Annotated in this window: 18 protein-coding genes and 1 tRNA gene; 16 read left to right on the top strand and 3 right to left on the bottom strand. The window is 61.5% G+C overall.

What is annotated here, in order from left to right; genetic code table 11:
• Positions 1-125: 125 nt before the first annotated feature.
• Entirely contained in the window at positions 126-410 is a 285-nt protein-coding gene (locus JMV54_RS01730; protein ID WP_201517283.1) for a DivIVA domain-containing protein, read from the top strand.
• A 148-nt stretch (positions 411-558) separates the two neighbouring features.
• Positions 559-1281 carry a gamma-glutamyl-gamma-aminobutyrate hydrolase family protein gene (locus JMV54_RS01725; RefSeq protein WP_201517136.1) on the top strand — a complete coding sequence of 241 codons (723 nt, stop codon included), beginning with the start codon at positions 559-561 and terminating at the stop codon, positions 1279-1281.
• Between the two features lie 72 nt (positions 1282-1353).
• On the opposite strand, the gene JMV54_RS01720 is transcribed toward JMV54_RS01725, so the two are convergent.
• Positions 1354-1429, bottom strand: a tRNA-Arg gene (locus JMV54_RS01720).
• 56 nt (positions 1430-1485) lie between these two features.
• Between JMV54_RS01720 and argS the strand changes: the two genes are divergently transcribed.
• The 8 genes from argS to prfA all read left to right on the top strand — a co-directional run bounded on the left by argS (position 1486) and on the right by prfA (position 12084).
• Positions 1486-3153 (top strand): arginine--tRNA ligase, encoded by a 1668-nt coding sequence (gene argS / locus JMV54_RS01715; protein ID WP_201517135.1) that lies wholly within the window; start codon positions 1486-1488, stop codon positions 3151-3153.
• Between the two features lies 1 nt (position 3154).
• Positions 3155-3922 carry an LmeA family phospholipid-binding protein gene (locus JMV54_RS01710; RefSeq protein ID WP_201517134.1) on the top strand — a complete coding sequence of 256 codons (768 nt, stop codon included), beginning with the start codon at positions 3155-3157 and terminating at the stop codon, positions 3920-3922.
• Between the two features lie 162 nt (positions 3923-4084).
• Positions 4085-5512 (top strand): diaminopimelate decarboxylase, encoded by a 1428-nt coding sequence (gene lysA, locus JMV54_RS01705; RefSeq protein ID WP_230972757.1) that lies wholly within the window; start codon positions 4085-4087, stop codon positions 5510-5512.
• A complete protein-coding gene (locus JMV54_RS01700; RefSeq protein ID WP_201517133.1) occupies positions 5509-6816 on the top strand; it encodes a homoserine dehydrogenase in 1308 nt (435 codons plus the stop codon). Before lysA ends, JMV54_RS01700 begins: the two co-directional genes overlap by 4 nt.
• A 70-nt stretch (positions 6817-6886) precedes the next feature.
• Positions 6887-7960 (top strand): threonine synthase, encoded by a 1074-nt coding sequence (gene thrC, locus JMV54_RS01695; RefSeq protein WP_201517132.1) that lies wholly within the window; start codon positions 6887-6889, stop codon positions 7958-7960.
• Complete coding sequence (gene thrB, locus JMV54_RS01690) at positions 7957-8913, top strand: homoserine kinase (RefSeq protein WP_201517131.1); 957 nt, start codon at positions 7957-7959, stop codon at positions 8911-8913. Before thrC ends, thrB begins: the two co-directional genes overlap by 4 nt.
• Before the next feature lie 154 nt (positions 8914-9067).
• Positions 9068-10984, top strand: a complete 1917-nt coding sequence (gene rho, locus JMV54_RS01685) for a transcription termination factor Rho (RefSeq protein ID WP_201517130.1) — start codon at positions 9068-9070, stop codon at positions 10982-10984.
• On the top strand, positions 10981-12084 hold the full coding sequence (gene prfA / locus JMV54_RS01680) for a peptide chain release factor 1 (RefSeq protein WP_201517129.1): 1104 nt from the start codon (positions 10981-10983) through the stop codon (positions 12082-12084). The genes rho and prfA overlap by 4 nt, the downstream gene beginning before the upstream one ends.
• Before the next feature lie 86 nt (positions 12085-12170).
• Here prfA and epsC read toward each other — a convergent pair whose 3' ends face one another.
• Both epsC and cysK read right to left on the bottom strand, forming a co-directional pair.
• Positions 12171-12800, bottom strand: a complete 630-nt coding sequence (gene epsC / locus JMV54_RS01675; protein ID WP_420842072.1) for a serine O-acetyltransferase EpsC — start codon at positions 12798-12800, stop codon at positions 12171-12173.
• 2 nt (positions 12801-12802) lie between these two features.
• On the bottom strand, positions 12803-13747 hold the full coding sequence (gene cysK, locus JMV54_RS01670; protein ID WP_201517128.1) for a cysteine synthase A: 945 nt from the start codon (positions 13745-13747) through the stop codon (positions 12803-12805).
• Positions 13748-13868: 121 nt separating this feature from the next.
• Between cysK and prmC the strand changes: the two genes are divergently transcribed.
• From prmC to atpE, 6 genes are all read left to right on the top strand, one after another.
• The gene (gene prmC / locus JMV54_RS01665) at positions 13869-14744 is read left to right on the top strand and encodes a peptide chain release factor N(5)-glutamine methyltransferase (RefSeq protein WP_201517127.1); all 876 of its coding nucleotides are present in this window, start codon (positions 13869-13871) and stop codon (positions 14742-14744) included.
• Between the two features lie 7 nt (positions 14745-14751).
• Positions 14752-15498, top strand: coding sequence for an L-threonylcarbamoyladenylate synthase (locus JMV54_RS01660; RefSeq protein ID WP_201517126.1), 747 nt, complete (start codon positions 14752-14754; stop codon positions 15496-15498).
• Positions 15499-15510: 12 nt separating this feature from the next.
• On the top strand, positions 15511-16887 hold the full coding sequence (locus tag JMV54_RS01655; RefSeq protein ID WP_201517125.1) for an MraY family glycosyltransferase: 1377 nt from the start codon (positions 15511-15513) through the stop codon (positions 16885-16887).
• Entirely contained in the window at positions 16884-17318 is a 435-nt protein-coding gene (locus JMV54_RS01650; RefSeq protein WP_201517124.1) for a Cg1360 family ATP-synthase-associated protein, read from the top strand. Before JMV54_RS01655 ends, JMV54_RS01650 begins: the two co-directional genes overlap by 4 nt.
• A 175-nt stretch (positions 17319-17493) precedes the next feature.
• On the top strand, positions 17494-18327 hold the full coding sequence (atpB, locus tag JMV54_RS01645) for a F0F1 ATP synthase subunit A (protein WP_332106859.1): 834 nt from the start codon (positions 17494-17496) through the stop codon (positions 18325-18327).
• Positions 18328-18420: 93 nt separating this feature from the next.
• The gene (atpE, locus tag JMV54_RS01640) at positions 18421-18654 is read left to right on the top strand and encodes an ATP synthase F0 subunit C (RefSeq protein ID WP_201517123.1); all 234 of its coding nucleotides are present in this window, start codon (positions 18421-18423) and stop codon (positions 18652-18654) included.
• The last annotated feature ends 8 nt before the right edge of the window (positions 18655-18662 follow it).

Here is an 18662-nt window from a genome sequence, read left to right as displayed (position 1 = left end):
CGGATGCGGGGTGGCGCTGGCATCCTACCGGCCCCGACATGGAACAAAATCCGGGCATCCAGCCAAATGTTCGATACGATGTCGGCGGAATTTCTCGTCCACAATTTCAGAGCAGGAGCAACCTCATGCGAAGTGAAGATGTGATCAACGAACAGTTCCGTGCAACCAAATACGTTTTCGGCTACGACCAGTTCGAGGTCGACAACTTCCTTGACCGCGCCGCAGAAGCGCTTTACCGCTACGAGACCGGTGAAGCTGCGGCGCACTCGCTAACCGCATCACAGGTTGAGGATGTGAAATTTGAATCAACCCGATTCAAAGCGGGCTATGACCTGCGTGAAGTCGATGAGTTTTTGGACCGACTGGCTGCCGCATTTGCGCAGTACGAGCGGGATCACGCGAATCAATGATGATTCGCCCGCGTCGGTTGCTTGAACCGTTCGCATTACAACCTTAAAAACTGTGCGCCCCGGCCAATTACCGGGGCGCACGGCCGTTTCTGACACCGCTGAAACGCCGGATTGGCGGCGCCGAACGCGGCATGATAGAACCGTGCTCATGCAACCGGTTCACGTTTTGGTGGTGGAAGCGACGATGCTCCGCCCCGATAAAAAGTTCACAGCGGCACTCGAAACGCTCACCCAGCAAGTGGTGGTGAGCGCATCCGAAATGGGATACGAGCCGCAGCGGCTGCCAATTGCCGATGTCAGCGAGGAAGCAATTGACGCGGCATATCGCGCGGCTGACGTGATTGTGATCATGGGCGGTGATGATGTTGACCCTGCGCTCTATGGGGGCGCCGCTGATTATCCCGAGTGCGGTCACCACGTGACACTGGCGGATGAACGCACGGTTGCGTTGATCGGTCGGGCTGCGAACGACACAAAACCGGTTTTTGGTATTTGCCGGGGGCTACAGCTGCTCAATGTGGCGCATGGCGGCACCCTCATCCAGCACCTCGACAACTCGGGCGACCACCGTTTTCCGCCGGGCCCGCGCTGGGATGAGTTTTTGCCGCATCCGGTTGATCTCGATGCTGATTCAGTGGCCGGGCGCGCACTCGGCACGCGGGTTGCGGCCATCGAGTCGTCACACCACCAGGCCGTTGCCGAGCCAGGTGAGGGGCTGCGGGTGGTTGGCCGTGCCGACGACGGTGTGGTCGAGGCGATCGAGCACGAAACGCTGCCGCAATTCGGCGTGCAATGGCATCCCGAGGCACCAAATTCGGATGCGGATGAACTACCGAAACTGCTGCGGGCACTCGTGGCACTGCGCGCGTAAGCGGTTGCGCAAAGCGGCTGTACAAAAAGCGTGGGCTCGGGTCATCGGAGTGATGACTCGAGCCCAAACTGTTGGTGCCCCCGACAGGAGTCGAACCTGCGACCTACGGTACCGGAAACCGGCGCTCTATCCACTGAGCTACGGAGGCGGACAAGGGGTAAGCATACCAGCAAGTGTCACGAGTCGGGCCTACGATAGATAACCATGACCGATCTGACCCTGAGCGAAGCCCTCGCCGCAGCCGCGCGCACCGCGCTCGACCGCCGCGAAGCCGGCCGCGAACTCGAACTCACCGCTGACGACCTCAAACTTGAACGCCCCCGCAACCGTGAACACGGTGACTGGGCCTCGAACATCGCCATGCGGTTCGCGAAGCGAGTCGGATCGAATCCGCGCGAATTTGCGCAAGAAATCGCCGCGGCGCTCGAATCAAATCCGGCAGTGAAATCAGTGGCTGTGGCCGGCCCCGGTTTTATTAACATCACCCTTGATGAGGCTGCCGCCGGTGCGCTTGCGGCGCAAATTGTCGAGGCCGGTGCGGGCTATGGCACCAGCAGCGGCCTTGCCGGGCACAAGATCAACCTCGAGTTTGTCTCAGCCAACCCAACCGGCCCCATCCACCTCGGTGGTGCCCGCTGGGCAGCAGTGGGCGACTCGCTGGCTCGCGTGATGATCGCGGCCGGTGCGGATGTGACCCGCGAATACTATTTCAACGACCACGGTGCCCAGATCGACCGCTTTGCCAAGTCGCTGCTGGCCGCACACCACGGCGAGCCGACCCCCGAAGACGGTTACGGCGGCGCCTACATTGCTGAAATCGCCGCGCAGGTTGCAGCTGAACACGCCGACGAGCTGGCAGCAGCTGCCGACCGCGACGCCGAACAGGAAGTTTTCCGCGAGCACGGCGTGGCGCTCATGTTTGACGAAATCAAACAGAAGCTGCACGAGTTCCGAGTCGAATTCGACGTGTTTTTCCACGAAGACTCGGTGCACGAAGACGGCTCGGTCGACCGTGCCGTCGCCAAACTGCGCGAGCTCGGCAACATCTTCGAGCAGGAGGGCGCGGTGTGGCTGCGCTCCACCGATTTTGGTGACGATAAAGACCGCGTGGTGGTGCGCTCCAACGGCGAACCTACCTATTTTGCCGGTGATATTGGCTACTACCTCAACAAGCGCGATCGCGGCTTTGACGAATGTATCTACATGCTCGGAGCCGACCACCACGGCTATGTCGGCCGCATGATGGCCATGGCCCAGGCATTTGGCGACACCCCCAATGTCAACATGCAGATTCTCATCGGCCAGATGGTGAACCTGGTGCGTGACGGCGAACCGGTGCGGATGTCGAAGCGCGCCGGCACGATCGTCACCCTCGACGACCTGGTGGATGCGGTGGGTGTTGACGCGGCGCGTTACTCGCTGGTGCGTTCATCCACCAATTCATCGATTGATATCGATCTCGACCTGCTGGTGTCGCGTTCGAACGACAACCCGGTGTATTACGTGCAATACGCCCACGCGCGCACCTGCGCGGTGGCCCGTAACGCCGCAGATGCGGGAATTACCACGGCAGCATTCGATCCGGCAGCGCTCAGCCACGCCACCGAAAACGAGCTGCTCGGTCAGCTGCGTGAGTTCCCGCGCCTGGTGGCTTTCGCCGCGGCCGAGCGCGAACCGCACCGCGTCAGCCGCTACCTGGAAGATCTCGCTGCCGCCTATAACCGCTGGTATGACAACTGCCGCGTGATTCCGCAGGGTGATGCACCGGTTGAACCGGTGCATGCCAGCCGTCTGATGCTCAACCTGGCAGCGCGACAGGTGCTGGCGAACGGTCTCGAGATGCTGGGAGTGACTGCTCCCGAGCGGATGTAGCGTGACCGCATCCATCACCGTTAAACGGGCTAAGCGCCGGCGCCGTGCGCTGGTGATCGTGGCAGCATCCCTGGCGGTGCTGCTGATTATCGCTGAGCTGGTAGCTCGCGTGCTCGTTGGACGCATCGCCGCCGACAAGATTGCCGAAGCTCTGCCGCAGGGCGTGAGCGCGCACATTAACGCGGCACCCAAGGGCGCCTGCGTGCTGTGCGAGCTTGCGACCCTGCGGCTTTCGAAACTGCACCTGTCAACTTCCGATCTCACGGTGGGGGATGTGCGTGGCGAGGTGAACGCGGACGCCGCCGGTATTCAGCTCGGTGACCCGGTGCAGATCGATTCGCTCGAAGGCGAGATTCGACTGAGTGCCGCCGAGGTCAACCGGTTGTTACAGGATGCGGCGCAAGCTGCGGGAATCACGATCAACGACCTGAAATTTTCGAACGGCACGCTGAGCTACGGCACCGAGATTGACGTGTTCGGGCGGCAGATTGCGGTGCTGGTGGATGCGCGGGTGCGGATTCGTGCCGGTGGCTATATTCGCATCGAGGCAACCGACCTGCGCTTTAAAGCAGGCGATTTCAGCAGCCAGATCGACACTCAGGAACGGCTGGTGAGCTTTGATGCCTGCGTTGCCGAGTACATTCCCGAACTGCTGCAAATCACGAATGTGGATGTTTCGGATGCGGGGCTCACGGTCGGTGTGCGAACCCGGCACAGTTTTACGGCGGCTGAGGAATCTTTCACCGAGCTTGGTAGCTGCCGCCGCTAGGTTCCCAACGCCAGTGAGTTCAGCGGAAGAATCGGCGCACAGAGTGTCTCGTGGCGCATCCTGAACGTGAAATGTTCCGCCGTACTCACTATCGCCCGCGGTCAGATTACTTAATCGGTCACAGCGGGCGAGGTCGCGCTCGGCTCTGGATAGGATTGTGGCGTGATTTTTTCAGAGTCAAACGCGGTAAACCCACTCGCTCCACAGTGGCTAAACCCGGCGGACGCTCGCCAGCTCAACTCGGGTGTGTGGCCGACGACGGCAATCCGCGATGCAGCAGGTGAGCTCACCATTGGTGGCGTGCGTGCCACTGAGCTGCTCGAACGGTATGGTTCACCCCTCTACGTCATTGACGAGCACGATATGCGCGAACGGGCAGCATCGGCGCTGGCCGCATTCACCGAGGCCTTCAATGCTATCGGCGCGCAGGTGCAGCTGCATTACGCCTCGAAAGCGCTGCTGAGCATCGATATTGCCCGCTGGATGCAGCAGGCCGGCGTGGGGCTGGATGTCGCGTCGGCGGGTGAGCTTGAGGTGGCACTGGCTGCCGGAATCGACCCCGAAACTATTGGGCTGCACGGCAATAACAAATCGGATGCGCTGCTCGCCCGCGCGGCCGAGGTGGGTGTCGGCACGGTGATTATCGACTCGCTCACCGAGATCGACCGGCTCGCCGCAGTGGCAGCCGAGCTCGGTAAACGGCAGCCGGTGCTACTGCGCATCAACTCGGGTATTCACGCCGACACCCATTCGTATCTCGCCACCAGCCACGAAGACCAGAAGTTCGGCATCACGTTGGCAAGTGCCGCCGAGGCGGTCGCCAAAATTCGCGGTTACGAAGCGCTTGAGTTCCGGGGCCTGCACTCGCATATTGGCTCTTCGATCTACTCGGCTGATGGGTTCGGTGCCGCGGCCGACCGGCTCATGCGCTTGCGCGCCGAGCTGCTGAAGGGCGGCCCCGTGCCCGAGGTAAATCTCGGCGGTGGCTTTGGGATTGCCTATCTGCCAAGCGATCGGCCGCTGCCGCTCGACGAACTTGCCCGTGGAATCGCCGCGGAAGTTGCGCGGGCCTGCGCAGAAACCGGCACCGACCTACCGCTTGTCACCTTCGAACCGGGCCGCTCAATTGCGGGGCCGGCCGGTGTGACCCTCTATCGCGTGGGCGTCACCAAGGATGTGACGGTCAGCGACGAGCACGGCACCCCGGCCGTGCGCCGCTATGTATCGGTGGACGGCGGTATGAGCGATAACGCTCGCCCGGCCATGTACCGGGCCGACTATTGCGTGCGGCTTGCGAATCGTGAATCGGATGCGCCGCTGCAGCTTGTGCGAGTGGTTGGCAGCCACTGCGAGTCGGGAGATATCGTCGTTTATGCCGACTATTTGCCCGATGACGTGAACTATGGCGATATTCTCGCCGTGCCCGCCACCGGCGCCTACTGCTTTGCTATGGCAAGTCACTACAACTACTTTGATCGCCCCGCCATGGTGGCGGTACGGGATGGCCAATCACGCACCCTGGTGCGTCGCATCACCATCCAAGACCTGCTCACGGCCGACACCGCATCGACCCCGGAGGAACACCCATGATTAGCAACCGCACCGTCAAAGTTGCCCTGCTCGGCGCCGGCTCGGTAGGTAGCCAGGTGGCACGCCTGCTGCTCGAACAGCGCGAAGAATTTGCCCAGCGCACCGGTGGCGCGCAGCTCGAATTGGTGGGTATCGCGGTTCGCAATGTGGATGCACCGCGCGATACCGATCTGCCAAAAGAACTTTTCACCGACAACCCGCGTGAGCTCATCCTGCAATCCGAAATTGTGGTGGAGCTCATGGGCGGTATCGAACCCGCCCGTGAACTCATCAAGCTGGCGCTCGAATCGGGTGCTGATGTCATCACCGCCAACAAGGCACTGCTCGCGCACCACGGTAACGAACTGTTCGCCCTCGCTGAGCGAGTTGGCGCGCAGCTCTACTATGAGGCCGCTGTCGGTGGCGCGATTCCGATCATCCGTCCGCTGCGCGAAAACCTCGCCGGTGACCGGATTGACCGTATTCTCGGCATCGTTAATGGCACCACCAACTTCATCCTCGACCGGATGCACACCAGCGGCGACAGCTTTGAGCGGTCGCTCGAAATCGCCACTGAGCTCGGTTATGCTGAGGCCGACCCCACCGCCGATATTGGCGGTTACGACGCGCAGCAGAAGGCCGCGATTCTCGCATCCATCGGTTTCCACACGCAGGTTCCGGTTGATGAGGTTTATCGCGAGGGCATCACCGAGGTCACCGCAAAGCAGATTGCTGACGCCGACGCTGCCGGCTATGTGGTGAAGCTGCTGGCGATCTGTGAGCGGATCGTCGACGGCGAAACCGAGCGTGTTTCAGCCCGCGTGTATCCCGCACTCGTTCCAAAACAGCATCCCCTGGCAAGCGTGCACGGCGGTAATAACGCGATTTTTGTTGAGGCTGCCGCAGCCGGCCCGCTGATGTTCTACGGCGCCGGAGCCGGGGGAGTGGAGACCGCATCGGCGGTGCTCGGCGACCTGATTTCGGCGGCGCGCCGTCATCTGATGGGTGGCCCCGGGCTCGGCGAGTCGATGGCCGCCAACCTGCCGGTGATCGACATCAGCGCGATCGAAACCTCGTACCAGATCTCACTACAGGTGAATGACGAGCGGGGTGTGCTCGCCGAAATCGCCCAGTGCTTCAGCGAACACGGTGTGTCGGTGGCGACGCTCACCCAGCAGCCGGGCGAGGATGACGATGCGAGCGCTACCCTGGTAATCGGTACGCACCGTGCGCCCGAAGGCGCTCTGGGCGCACTGGTCGAATCGCTCGAGCAAATGCCGACCGTCGACCGGGTATCCGGCGTACTTCGGGTTGAGGGCGACTAACAGCCCCGCCCAATCGCAGTGAACTGCAAGTTCAGATGAGCGCTACTGAATAGCGCGGTGAGGAAAAGACATGGCCAAGCAATGGCAGGGAGTTATCCGCGAATACGCCGAGTACCTCGACGTGACCGAAGCCACGCCGATCATCACGCTCGGAGAGGGCGGCACCCCGCTCATCCCGTCGCCGTCGCTGTCGCGTCGTACCGGCGCGGATGTGTACGTGAAATTTGAGGGGATGAACCCCACCGGTTCGTTCAAAGACCGCGGGATGACTATGGCGGTTTCGAAGGCCGTCGAGCACGGCGCGAAGGTGGTCGTGTGTGCATCCACCGGTAACACTTCCGCCTCGGCCGCAGCCTATGCGGGATATGCCGGTATTAAATCGGCAGTGCTGGTGCCCGAGGGCAAGATCGCAATGGGCAAGCTTTCGCAGGCAATCATCCACGGCGCCGAGCTGCTGCAGGTGCGCGGCAACTTTGACGACTGCCTGCGCATCGCTCGCGAGCTGGACGAAAACTACCCGGTACACTTGGTGAACTCGGTCAACAATGACCGTATCGAGGGGCAGAAGACCGCCTCGTTCGAAATCATCGACGTGCTCGGCGACGCCCCCGACTTCCACTTCATCCCGGTTGGTAATGCCGGTAACTACACCGCCTACACGCGCGGCTACCGCGAATACCGTGAAGCCGGTAAATCGACCAAACTGCCGCGGATGTTTGGTTTCCAGGCCTCGGGTGCCGCGCCGATCGTGCGCGGTGAGGTTGTCACCGCTCCCGAGACGATCGCCTCGGCTATCCGCATCGGTAACCCCGCCTCGTGGCGCCTGGCGCTCGAGGCGCGCGACGAAACCGACGGCTTTTTCGGCATGTTTGATGACATCGAAATTCTCGCAGCCCAGCGCATCCTCGCCGCTGAAACCGGTGTGTTTGTCGAACCGGCTTCGGCGATCTCGGTGGCTGGTCTGCTCTCGGAAGCCGACAAGGGGAATATCCCCGTGGGCTCGCGTTGTGTGCTCACCGTCACCGGTCACGGTTTGAAAGACCCGCAGTGGGCGCTGCGCGACGAAAACGGCAACGACGTAACTCCCACGGTTGTTGACGCCGACACCAGCGTGGTTGCCGAAGTGCTCGGTATGCGCGCATGAACCAGGTTACGCAGGGGCGCACAGTAGCGGTGCGCGTGCCAGCCACCAGTGCGAATCTTGGCCCCGGTTTTGACACGCTCGGCCTGGCGCTGGCTCGCTACGACGAAATTGAGGTGCAGGCACTGCCCGCCGGCGAAATTGACATTCAGGTTGCCGGTGTCGGTGAGGGCGAGGTGCCACTGGATGAACGACACCTGGTGGTGCGTTCGATCTACACGGCGCTCGACCGCCTTGGCTTTGCCAGCCCCGGTCTGCGCTTGCGGGCACACAACACGATCCCGCACGGCCGAGGGCTGGGATCATCCGGCGCAGCAATTGTTGCCGGAGTGTGTGCCGCGGCAGGCCTCGTATCCGACCAGGTGGCCGTTACCGAGAACCAGCTGCTCAATATTGCGACCGAGCTGGAGGGGCATCCCGATAATGTTGCTCCCTGCCTATTCGGTGGTCTCACGATCGCGTGGATGGATGCCGAGGGCGAGCCGCGGTCGAAACAGCTTGCGGTCGACCGCGGGGTTTCGCTGGTGGTGCTGGTCCCCGAAGAGACCATGTCAACCGCCGTCGCGCGTTCGCTGCAGCCCGACCAGGTGCCGCACGCCGACGCCATTTTTAACCTGTCGCGGTCGGCGCTGCTGGTGGCGGCGCTCACCCAGAGCCCCGAGGTGTTGTTCGACGCCACCGAAGATCGCCTGCACCAGAGCTACCGCGCGTCAGCGATGCCAAAAACGAAGCTTTTGATTGATGAACTGCGGGCCGCGAAGCTGCCAGCGGTGGTTTCGGGCGCGGGCCCGAGCGTGCTGGTGATGTGCAGCGACCCGGCCGACCGGCTGGTTGCGGAGCGTATTGCTAGCGAGCGCACCGACACTCGTTGGCAGGCAATTATGACCGCCGTAGACACACTGGGTGCTACAGTGGAGGTAGTTTCGGAACTGTCGACATCGTCGATGGATGCGTGACCTCGCCGCTTGCGGCACCGGTTACGAATATCGAAACATCTGATCGCGAGGCGGATACCGCAGTTCTTGCGGACGATCTGTCCGGTGGCGCGTTGACGCGTTCCATTCGAGTACCGACTCGCATTTCCTCATAACAGGACGAGAACACCAACACATGACTGAACAAAACGAAACTCAGGCACGCCCGCTCAACTCAATGCGAGTTGCTGATTTGCAGGCGCTTGCCGCCGAAATGGGTATTAAGGGCAGCGCGCGACTGCGCAAGAGCCAGCTGATCGAAGTCATCGAGCAGGCCCGCGGTGAAGGCAGCTCGAAGGCAGCTGCGGCCGCTGAGAACAAGGCCGCTGCCGATGACAAAAACACCGAGCAGCGCGGAGCCGAACAATCAGCGTCTGATAACAAACCGACCTCGGCTCGGCAGCCGCGCCGCCGCGTGACTGTTGCTCCCGAGGCTGCATCCGAAAAACCTGACAGTGACGACGCTGACCGCCGCCGCGGTAAACAGAACGAGCCCGGCAAAGCTGAGCAGCCCGCCGCTGACGCGAAGTCGACTGAAAAAGACTCAGGCAAACCGACCGATAGCGGTGCCAAGAGCGCTGACGGCGGCGATCAGCCGCGCAAGAAGTCGAAGTCAAACAAGTCAAAAAAGCGCAAACAGAACGACAACAGCGATGATGACGCAGCCAAGGGCAACGAGTCGTCGAGCCCGAAGACGCTCGATGACATTGTTTTGCCGCCGGCCCGTGACGACGACTCGAGCGGTGAAGCGGAAGACGCCGACGACGATAAGCAGCAGGAGCACTCGGGTAACGGTCGCAAACGCAGCCGCAGCCGCAGCCGCAATCGCAACGACGACTCGAACCAGAACCAGCAGCGTCAGCGTGGTCGCAACCGGCGCGATGATGCCGACCCCGAGATCGCGCCCGACGATGTGCTGCTGCCGATTGCGGGCATCCTCGACGTGCTTGACAACTACGCGTTCGTGCGCACCTCTGGATACCTCCCCGGAGCAAACGACGTGTACGTCTCCCTCGGTCAGGTGAAAAAGTACGGGCTGCGCAAGGGCGACGCAATCGTTGGCGCGATTCGTCAGCCGCGCGAGGGCGAGCACCAGGGTGGTCGCCAGAAGTACAACGCACTCGCCAAGATCGACACCATTAACGGTCAGACTCCCGAACAGATCGCCAAGCGCCCCGAGTTCGACTCGCTCACTCCGCTGTACCCGGTCGACCGGCTGCGACTCGAAACCGCAGGTGGCCACGCCGCACAGCGGATGGTTGATCTTTTTGCTCCGATCGGTAAGGGCACCCGCGGCATTGTGGTGGCCCCGCCGAAGTCGGGCAAATCGATCATGCTCGAGCGGGTTGCCAGCGCGGTAACCCAGAACGAACCGGATGCGCACCTGATGCTCGTGCTCGTGGGGGAGCGGCCCGAAGAGGTCACCCGTCTGCAGCGCATGATTAACGGTGAGGTCGTGTCGTCAACTTTCGATATGCCGGCCGAAAACCACACCACCATCGCTGAGCTCGCTATCGAGCGTGCCAAGCGACTGGTCGAGCTCGGTCTCGATGTGGTGGTGCTGCTCGACTCGCTGACCCAGCTTTGCCGCGCCTACAACATCGCGGCGCCCGGCTCGGGCCGCATCATCGACGGTGGCGTGGATGCTTCGGCGCTGCACCTGCCGAAAACCTTCTTCGGTGCCGCACGCAATATTGAAAACGGCGGTTCGCTGACGATCCTCGCCACCGCGATGGTCGAAACCGGTTCGCGCACCGACGAGGTTATTCTCGAGGAGTTCGCTGGCACCGCCAATATGGAGCTGCGACTCTCACGCGCGATGGCTGATAAGCGAATCTTCCCGGCCGTTGACATTCAGCAGTCGTCAACGCTGCACGAAGAAGACCTGCTGAGCGAAACCGAACTCGCTGCCACCTGGAAGATTCGCCGCGCGCTCGGCGATGACACCCAGGTGTCGCTCGAATCGGTGCTCGAACGGCTCTCGTCCACCGCCACGAACGAAGAATTCGTCGCCGCGGTGAGCCGCGAAGCAAATCTGGCGGTGCGCGCATGAGCACACCGAACGAATTTGCCGAGTCGGTAGGCCTGCTGCGCGAAGAACATGCCGAGCTGCAAGAACAGCTTGCCGACCCAGAACTGCACACCAACCCGGCCCGCGCCAAAAAAGTAAACCGGCGCTACGCCGAGCTGTCGCAGATTCTCGCGGCCGACGACAAACTCTCCGCGCTGCAGGACGACCTCGAAGCCGCCAATGAACTCGCCCGCGAAGACGAAATGTTCGCGGACGAGGCCGAGGCGATCGAGCAAAAACTTGAAGAACAGCACGAAAAACTACGCCGTCTGCTCATCCCGCGCGACCCGGATGACGGCCGCGACGTGATCATGGAAATCAAGGGCGGCGAAGGTGGCGAAGAGTCGGCGCTGTTCGCTGCCGACCTGCTGCGCATGTACACGCACTATGCCGAAAGCCGCGGCTGGAAGGTCGAACTGCTCGACAAGGCCGAGTCAGACCTCGGCGGTTACAAATCGGTGCAGGTGGCCATTAAGTCGACTTCAAACGAACCGGCTGATGGCGTGTGGGCCTCACTCAAATATGAGGGTGGCGTGCACCGCGTGCAGCGCGTTCCGGCAACCGAATCACAGGGCCGCATTCACACCTCCACCACCGGTGTGCTGGTGTTCCCCGAAGTTGATGAGCCCGAGGAAATCAACATCGACCCGAACGACCTCAAAATTGACGTTTATCGGTCGTCGGGTCCCGGTGGTCAGTCGGTGAACACCACCGACTCGGCCGTGCGCATTACGCACCTGCCCACCGGTATTGTGGTTTCGATGCAGAACGAAAAATCGCAGATCCAAAACCGGGCCGCCGCCATGCGCGTTCTGCAGGCGCGACTGCTTGCCAAACAGCAAGAGGAGCTCGCCGAAGCCGAAGCGGGGATGCGTGCCTCACAGATTCGTTCGATGGACCGTTCGGAGCGCATCCGCACCTATAATTTCCCCGAAAACCGCATCGCCGATCACCGCACCGGATACAAGGCCTACAACCTTGACCAGGTGATGGACGGGGCGCTCGGGCCGGTAATTGACTCGGCTGTGCAGGCCGATGAAGAAGCCCGCCTGGCGGCCCTTTCGGGGCAGGAAGACGCCTAGTCGCGCATCCGCCAAGCGCAACACAAAAGTGGCCACGGAACCATTCGGAACCGTGGCCACTTTGCTGTCGGTTGGGTTGCTGGTCGCTAGATGACCCACGAATCGGGAACGATCGGACGGTGTTCGCTGTGCGCGCGAGGCCTGAGAGGGCGCGGTTTTGCAGGGATGCCCACCACGAGCGAGTTTGCCGGTGCATCCTTATTCACCACCGCATTGGCGCCCACTCGGCAATCGTCACCGATCGTGATCGGGCCGAGCAATTTCGCACCGGCGCCGATCAATACCCGGTCGCCGATGGTCGGGTGGCGTTTTACCTGCTTGGTCGATACGCCCCCGAGGGTGACGCCGTGATAGATGACGCAATCGTCACCAATCTCCGCGGTTTCACCAATCACCACGCCCATCCCGTGATCGATGAACAACCGGCGGCCGATGCGGGCGGCCGGATGAATTTCAATCCCGGTCAAAAAGCGCGAAAACTGCGAGAGCATTCGTGCCGGTAGCTTGCCACCGGGGCGCTGCCACAGTGCGTGGGCGGCCCGATGCAGCCACAGCGCGTGCAAGCCCGAATAATTAATCACAATCGACAGCTTGCTGCGCGCTGCGGGATCTCCCCGCTGCACCGCAAAAATGTCCTCGCGCACGCGTCGAAAAAACTCATCAGCGCGCGAACGGCGGGGCATCGCGGAGTGCGGGCGGCGGGGAGAAGCAAGCATACTTAGCTTTCGTTCGAGGCGCGAAGATCGTCGAACAACACACTCGACAGGTAGCGCTCGCCGGTGTCGGGCACGATCACCACAATGTTTTTGCCAGCATACTCGGGGCGAGCTGCCACCTGCAGCGCAGCCCAAAGGTTTGCACCGGCAGAAATACCCGCAAAAATACCCTCGCGAGCGGCCACATCACGAGAGACACGCACCGAGTCATCCAGTGATGCGGGGATGACCTCGTCAATCAGGTCGCGCTCGAGCACCTCGGGCACGAAGTTCGCGCCGATGCCCTGGATTTTGTGCGGGCCCGCCTTACCCTCGCTCAAAAGCGGCGAATCGACCGGCTCGACCGCGACGATGCGCACCTCGGGGTTGCGCTGTTTCAACACCTGCGCCACACCGGTGATGGTGCCACCGGTACCCACACCGGCGACCACCACATCAACCTCACCGTCGGTGTCATTCCAGATTTCCTCGGCGGTGGTTTCGCGGTGGATTTCGGTGTTGGCCTCGTTTTCAAACTGGTTGGCGAGGATCGACCCCTCGATCTCGTCGCGCAGCTGCTGTGCCTTCGCGACCGCGCCGCGCATCCCCTCACTGCCGGGAGTGAGCACGAGTTCAGCACCGAGCGCGCGCATAATCTGGCGACGCTCGACCGACATGGTCTCGGGCATGGCAATAATTACGCGGTAGCCGCGGGCCGCGCCAATCGCGGCCAGGGCGATACCGGTATTACCCGAGGTGCCCTCAATGATGGTGCCGCCGGGCTGAAGCTGCCCCGAGCGCTCCGCGGCCCGGATGATGCCCCAGGCGAGACGGTCTTTCACACTCGAAGCGGGATTAAAAAACTCGAGCTTGGCCAGAATATTGGCGTCGGTCTCGTTGACGCGGTTGAGTCGTACCAGCGGAGTATCGCCGATGGTCTCGGTAATGTCGCGATAAAGCGCTGCCATGGGGGTCACCTTTCTTTTGTGTCCCCATATAGTTGCAAACAGAACTGTTTTTTGCGTTCGAAATGTCACGCAGAGTCACGTTGCCGAACGGTGCAGCGATTCGGCCTGCGAAAATATGGCCATGCCTGTATCCGATCCCGTCCCGACACTTGACGAACTCGTCGCTGAGGCGCGGCAAATACTGGTGCCCGCCGGGCTCGCACCCAATGAAGCCGAAATCACCATCGCCGCAGCCCTCGAACGCAGCCGTGGCGATCTCGAACTAGCCCGACTGCTCGGCCGCCGGCCCACACCGGTGCAGGTGCAGCGCATCCGCAGCTTTACCGCGCAGCGTGCTCGCCGCATCCCGCTGCAATATCTCACCGGCACGGCCGGGTTTTACGGGCACGAATTTGAGGTGGGGTCGGGAGTGTTTATTCCGCGTCCAGAAACCGAGACGCTCGTGACGCTCGCGATTAAATCGGCACGTGACTGCGGGGATGCACCCGTGATTTACGATCTCGGATCGGGAACGGGTGCGATTGCCGCCTCGATTGCGGTCGAGCTACCGGAAGCGCGAGTCACCGCGGTCGAATCGTCACCGTACGCCTGGCCCTGGCTGCGACAAAACCTGAAGCGGATCGCGCCGCAGGTGCGCGCACACTTTGGTGATTGGCACCGGTTGCTCGCCGGGCTGCCGAGTCGCTCGGTCGATGTCCTGGTATCGAACCCGCCCTATGTGCCCGATCGTGAAATTCCGCGGGATCCCGAGGTGCGCCTGTTTGACCCCGAAACCGCGCTGTATTCCGGCAGCGATGGGCTTGATGATATTCGTCAATTGGCTGCGGACGCGGCCCGCCTGCTGCGGCTGGGTGGCAGCATTCTTGTGGAACACACCGAGCAGCAGGGGGAGCTCATCCGCGAGCTATTTGTCGCGGCCGGCCTGCAGCAGGCACAAACTTACCCCGACCTAACGGGTCGAGAGCGCATCACCTCGGCAAAGTCACGGTTAGACTAGCGTCATCATGTCGCAAGTATTTGACCTGTCGCAGCCCGAACAACTGCTTTCGGGGATGCGCGAGGCCCGCATGGCGCTTGGTCGCGGCGAAGTGATTGTCCTGCCCACCGATACGGTGTACGGCATCGCCGCCGATGCATTCAACCCCGATGCGGTAGCGGCGCTTTTGGCGGCAAAAGAACGCACCCGGCAAGCGCCACCGCCGGTGCTGGCAGCCTCAGTGGCCACCCTGCAAGCACTTGCCGAGCAGATCCCGCAGCCGGTGATTGAACTGTTTGATCAGTTCGCGCCGGGGCCGCTCACGGTGATTTTGCCGGCCCAATCGAGCTTGCAATGGGATCTAGGCGACACTCGCGGCACGGTCGCGCTGCGCATCCCAAACCATCCGCTGGCACTCGAACTGCTGCGCGAAACCGGTCCGTTGGCGGTGTCGAGCGCCAATAAGCACGGTAAGCCCGCACCCGCCACCGCGGAAGCTGCGGTGGAGCAGCTTTCGGACGCGGTGAATATTTTTCTCGATGCAGGTGAGGTTGGGGGAGTCGCCTCGACCATTCTCGACGCCACCGCGCTGTGCGAAACACCACCTCGGCCCGCGCGCATCGTGCGCCAGGGAGCGCTATCGCGGGAACTACTCGCCGAACAGCTCGGCGATCTGCTGGCGCCCGACGAGACCACCGCCGAAGCGGCCGATAGGGCCGCGTCACCGTCAGCCACCGAACCGTCGGAAACAGTGTCTCCGGCCATCGAAGCATAGGGCCCAGCCAGCGTGCGTTTTTATGCACTGATCATCGTCATTACCGCCGCGGTGTCGTTTCTCGCCTGTGGCGGGGTATATCGACTCGCGATGCGGCACCGCTGGTATCCACCGGTGCGGTCACGCGATGTGCATAGCAAACCAAAACCCCGGCTGGGTGGTATCGGCATGTTCATTGCCGTTCTGGTATCACTCGCGATTGCCTCGCAAATCAGCTGGTTCGACATTGTCTACGCTGCACCCGATCGGATGTGGGGCATCATCGGTGCCGCCACCATCATCGTGGTGATGGGCGTGATCGACGACTTTGTTGATCTCGACTGGATGCTGAAACTCGGCGTGCAGATGATCGGTGGTGTGGTGCTGGCCTTCTCGGGTGTGGCGATCACCACCCTGCCGGTCGGGGGAGTGCTCGTGCCCTCGCAGTGGCTGTCGGTGCTGGTGTCGGTGCTGGCGGTCGTGCTGGTGATGAACGCGGTGAACTTCATTGACGGGCTCGACGGGCTAGTAGCCGGGGTTACGATCATCGCGAACGGTGTGTTTTTGATCTATGCCTATCTGCTCACTGAAGAGCTGCAAACCAGCCGCTTCGGTTTGGGGGCGCTGCTCTCGGCAATTTTGGTGGGTGCGTGTTTGGGATTTTTGCCGTGGAACTGGAACCCCTCCAAAATGTTTATGGGGGATGGCGGAGCACTTCTGGTGGGTCTGCTGATGGCGTCCTCAACTATTGCGGTCACCGGCGAGGTCGACCCCGTGGCGATCAACCGTAACGAGCTTTTCCCGGCCTTCATGCCGCTGATCTTCCCCTTCGCTGTGCTGATTGTGCCCATTGTCGATTTCACGATGGCGGTCATCCGTCGACTCGCCGCTGGTAAATCACCGTTCAGCGCCGATCGCAAACACCTGCACCACCGACTGCTCGACATGGGGCACACCCAGCGCCGGGCGGTGCTGGTGTTTTATGCCTGGGCAAGTGTGATCGCAGTGACCGCGCTGATCGCGTTCGTCGCACCAAGTGTTTGGGCCTGGGGAACGTTCCTCGTCGTGGGGTTGACGCTGTGCGTCGCGGTGACAGTCTCGCCAATTGCCAGCCGTCGCAAACGGCTCGAAAAAATGGCCCAGCTATCACCGTATGGCGATGATGATGACGAATTTGATCCACTGGATGCGCTGGGTGAGTCGGAATCAGACCGTGTTCGCCGCGCGCAAGCCGCGCCGCTTGCGCTGCGAAATCGAATTCGAAAGCTGCTCGACGAAGAATCTAAATCGGATGTTTCGGCACCGACAAACAAACCGGTCGCCGAACCTGAACCCGGTGATGTCGAATCCGACGGCTCAGCTGTCACCGAAATTGTCACTGCCGCAGAAACCAAGGAGAATGACTCATGACCTCAACGAATCAACCCGCCAGCGTGCCGGTGATGAAGCGCGTGCTGCGCTGGTCGCTGGTGCTCACCGCGGCAATCGCGGTGGTGGGCGGCATTGTCGGTTGGTTTGTCGCCGGATGGGCCGGGGTGTGGTCGGCAGTCGTCGCCGCGCTCCTGGCGATGCTGTTCACCGGTGTGACGGTGGTCTCGGTGATCCTCGCGGCTCGGTTTGATGCGGTGATGTTTATGGGCATCATCCTCGGCGCCTGGATTTTGAAGCTGCTGGTGTTCCTCGGCGTGCTCGCAATCGTCAAGCAGCTCGATTTCACCCACGACTGGATGCTGTGGTCGTGCATGGTTGTCGCCATCATCGGCCACCTGACTATTGACCTGCTCGTGGTTGCAAGCAGCCGTCTCGGTGCAATGAGCGATATCAAACTGCCCGGTGAGTAGTTAAAACCGGCAAATGTTTCGCCAATCGTTCACCAACACGGACACACCACTGCACTTCGAACCGGAGTATTTCCTGATAGAGTTGGACAGTCGGTGTGAATCGCGCCAAGCGCAAAATTCGACACCGCCTTGCCAGACTTCGCGAGCCCGATCGGTTCGCGCCCAGTGACAGGAGATCGCGCTGTTCCCGACTGCCCTGAATCTGACCGGCATCTTCGCTGCATCAGCAAACTGCCCCGAAGGCGAGTACTGTGCACCGACCGTTCAGGAAGAATTCTTCCCACCGGCACTGCTGTTTGACGGCACGATCTTCGAAATCAACCGCGTCATTATGGTGCGGCTGATTGCCGTTGTCGTGCTCATGCTCCTGTTCTGGCTCGCGCTGCGGAAACCGAAGGTGGTTCCCTCGCGCGGCCAATCGATCATTGAGCTAGCTGTCGGTTACGTTCGCGACGAGATCGTTTACGACATGCTCGGCGAACGCATCGGTAAAAAGTACCTGCCGTACATCCTCACGCTGTTCTTCGGCATCCTCTTCATGAACCTGACCACCGCGATTCCGTTCCTCAATATTTCGGGTAACGGTCTGTTCGGTATGCCGCTCGTACTGGCGCTCACCACCTATGTGGTCTTTATCTACGCAGGCTTCCGCGAGGCTGGCGGTCTGACCTTCCTGCGCAACGCGCTGTTCCCGGCAGGTGTGCCCTGGCCGCTCTACATCCTGCTCACCCCGATTGAGCTGGTGAACACCTTCCTGGTGCGCCCGGTATCGCTCGCCCTGCGACTCATGCTCAACCTGATGGTTGGTCACCTGCTGCTGGTCATCACCTTCTCAGCCACCGCGTTCTTTGTCGGTCTGATGAACATGTGGAGCGTGATGGGTGTGTTCACCCTCGCCGGCTCGTTCATCATGACCCTCATGGAGCTGCTGGTCTCGGTACTGCAGGCCTATGTGTTCGCGCTGCTGACCACCAGCTACATCCAGCTTTCGGTCGCGAAATCGCACTAGCGTTCGCGAACGAATAAAAACCCCTGATCCCCTAATCACCAGTAAGACGTCGAGGCCAACCGGCCTCCTCGCCCAACCGGAAGGAAACCCCTAGTGGACACCACCACTCTCGCCGAGATCAACGGCAACATCGCTACCGTCGGCTACGGCCTCGCAACCATCGGCCCCGGCGTCGGTATCGGCATCATCGCTGGTAAGACCGTTGAGGCGATGGCTCGTCAGCCCGAGATGGCCGGCCGCCTGCAGACCACGATGTTCCTCGGTATTGCATTCGCCGAGGTGCTCGCATTCATCGGTATCGCCACCCCCTTCATCTTCGGCGCGTAAGACGATTC

The organism is Gulosibacter hominis, from assembly GCF_904842695.1.
Classification (GTDB): Bacteria; Actinomycetota; Actinomycetes; order Actinomycetales; family Microbacteriaceae; genus Gulosibacter; species Gulosibacter hominis.
The sequence above is the reverse complement of the archived record's forward strand: the minus strand, read 5'-3'. Positions and strand labels throughout refer to the sequence as shown.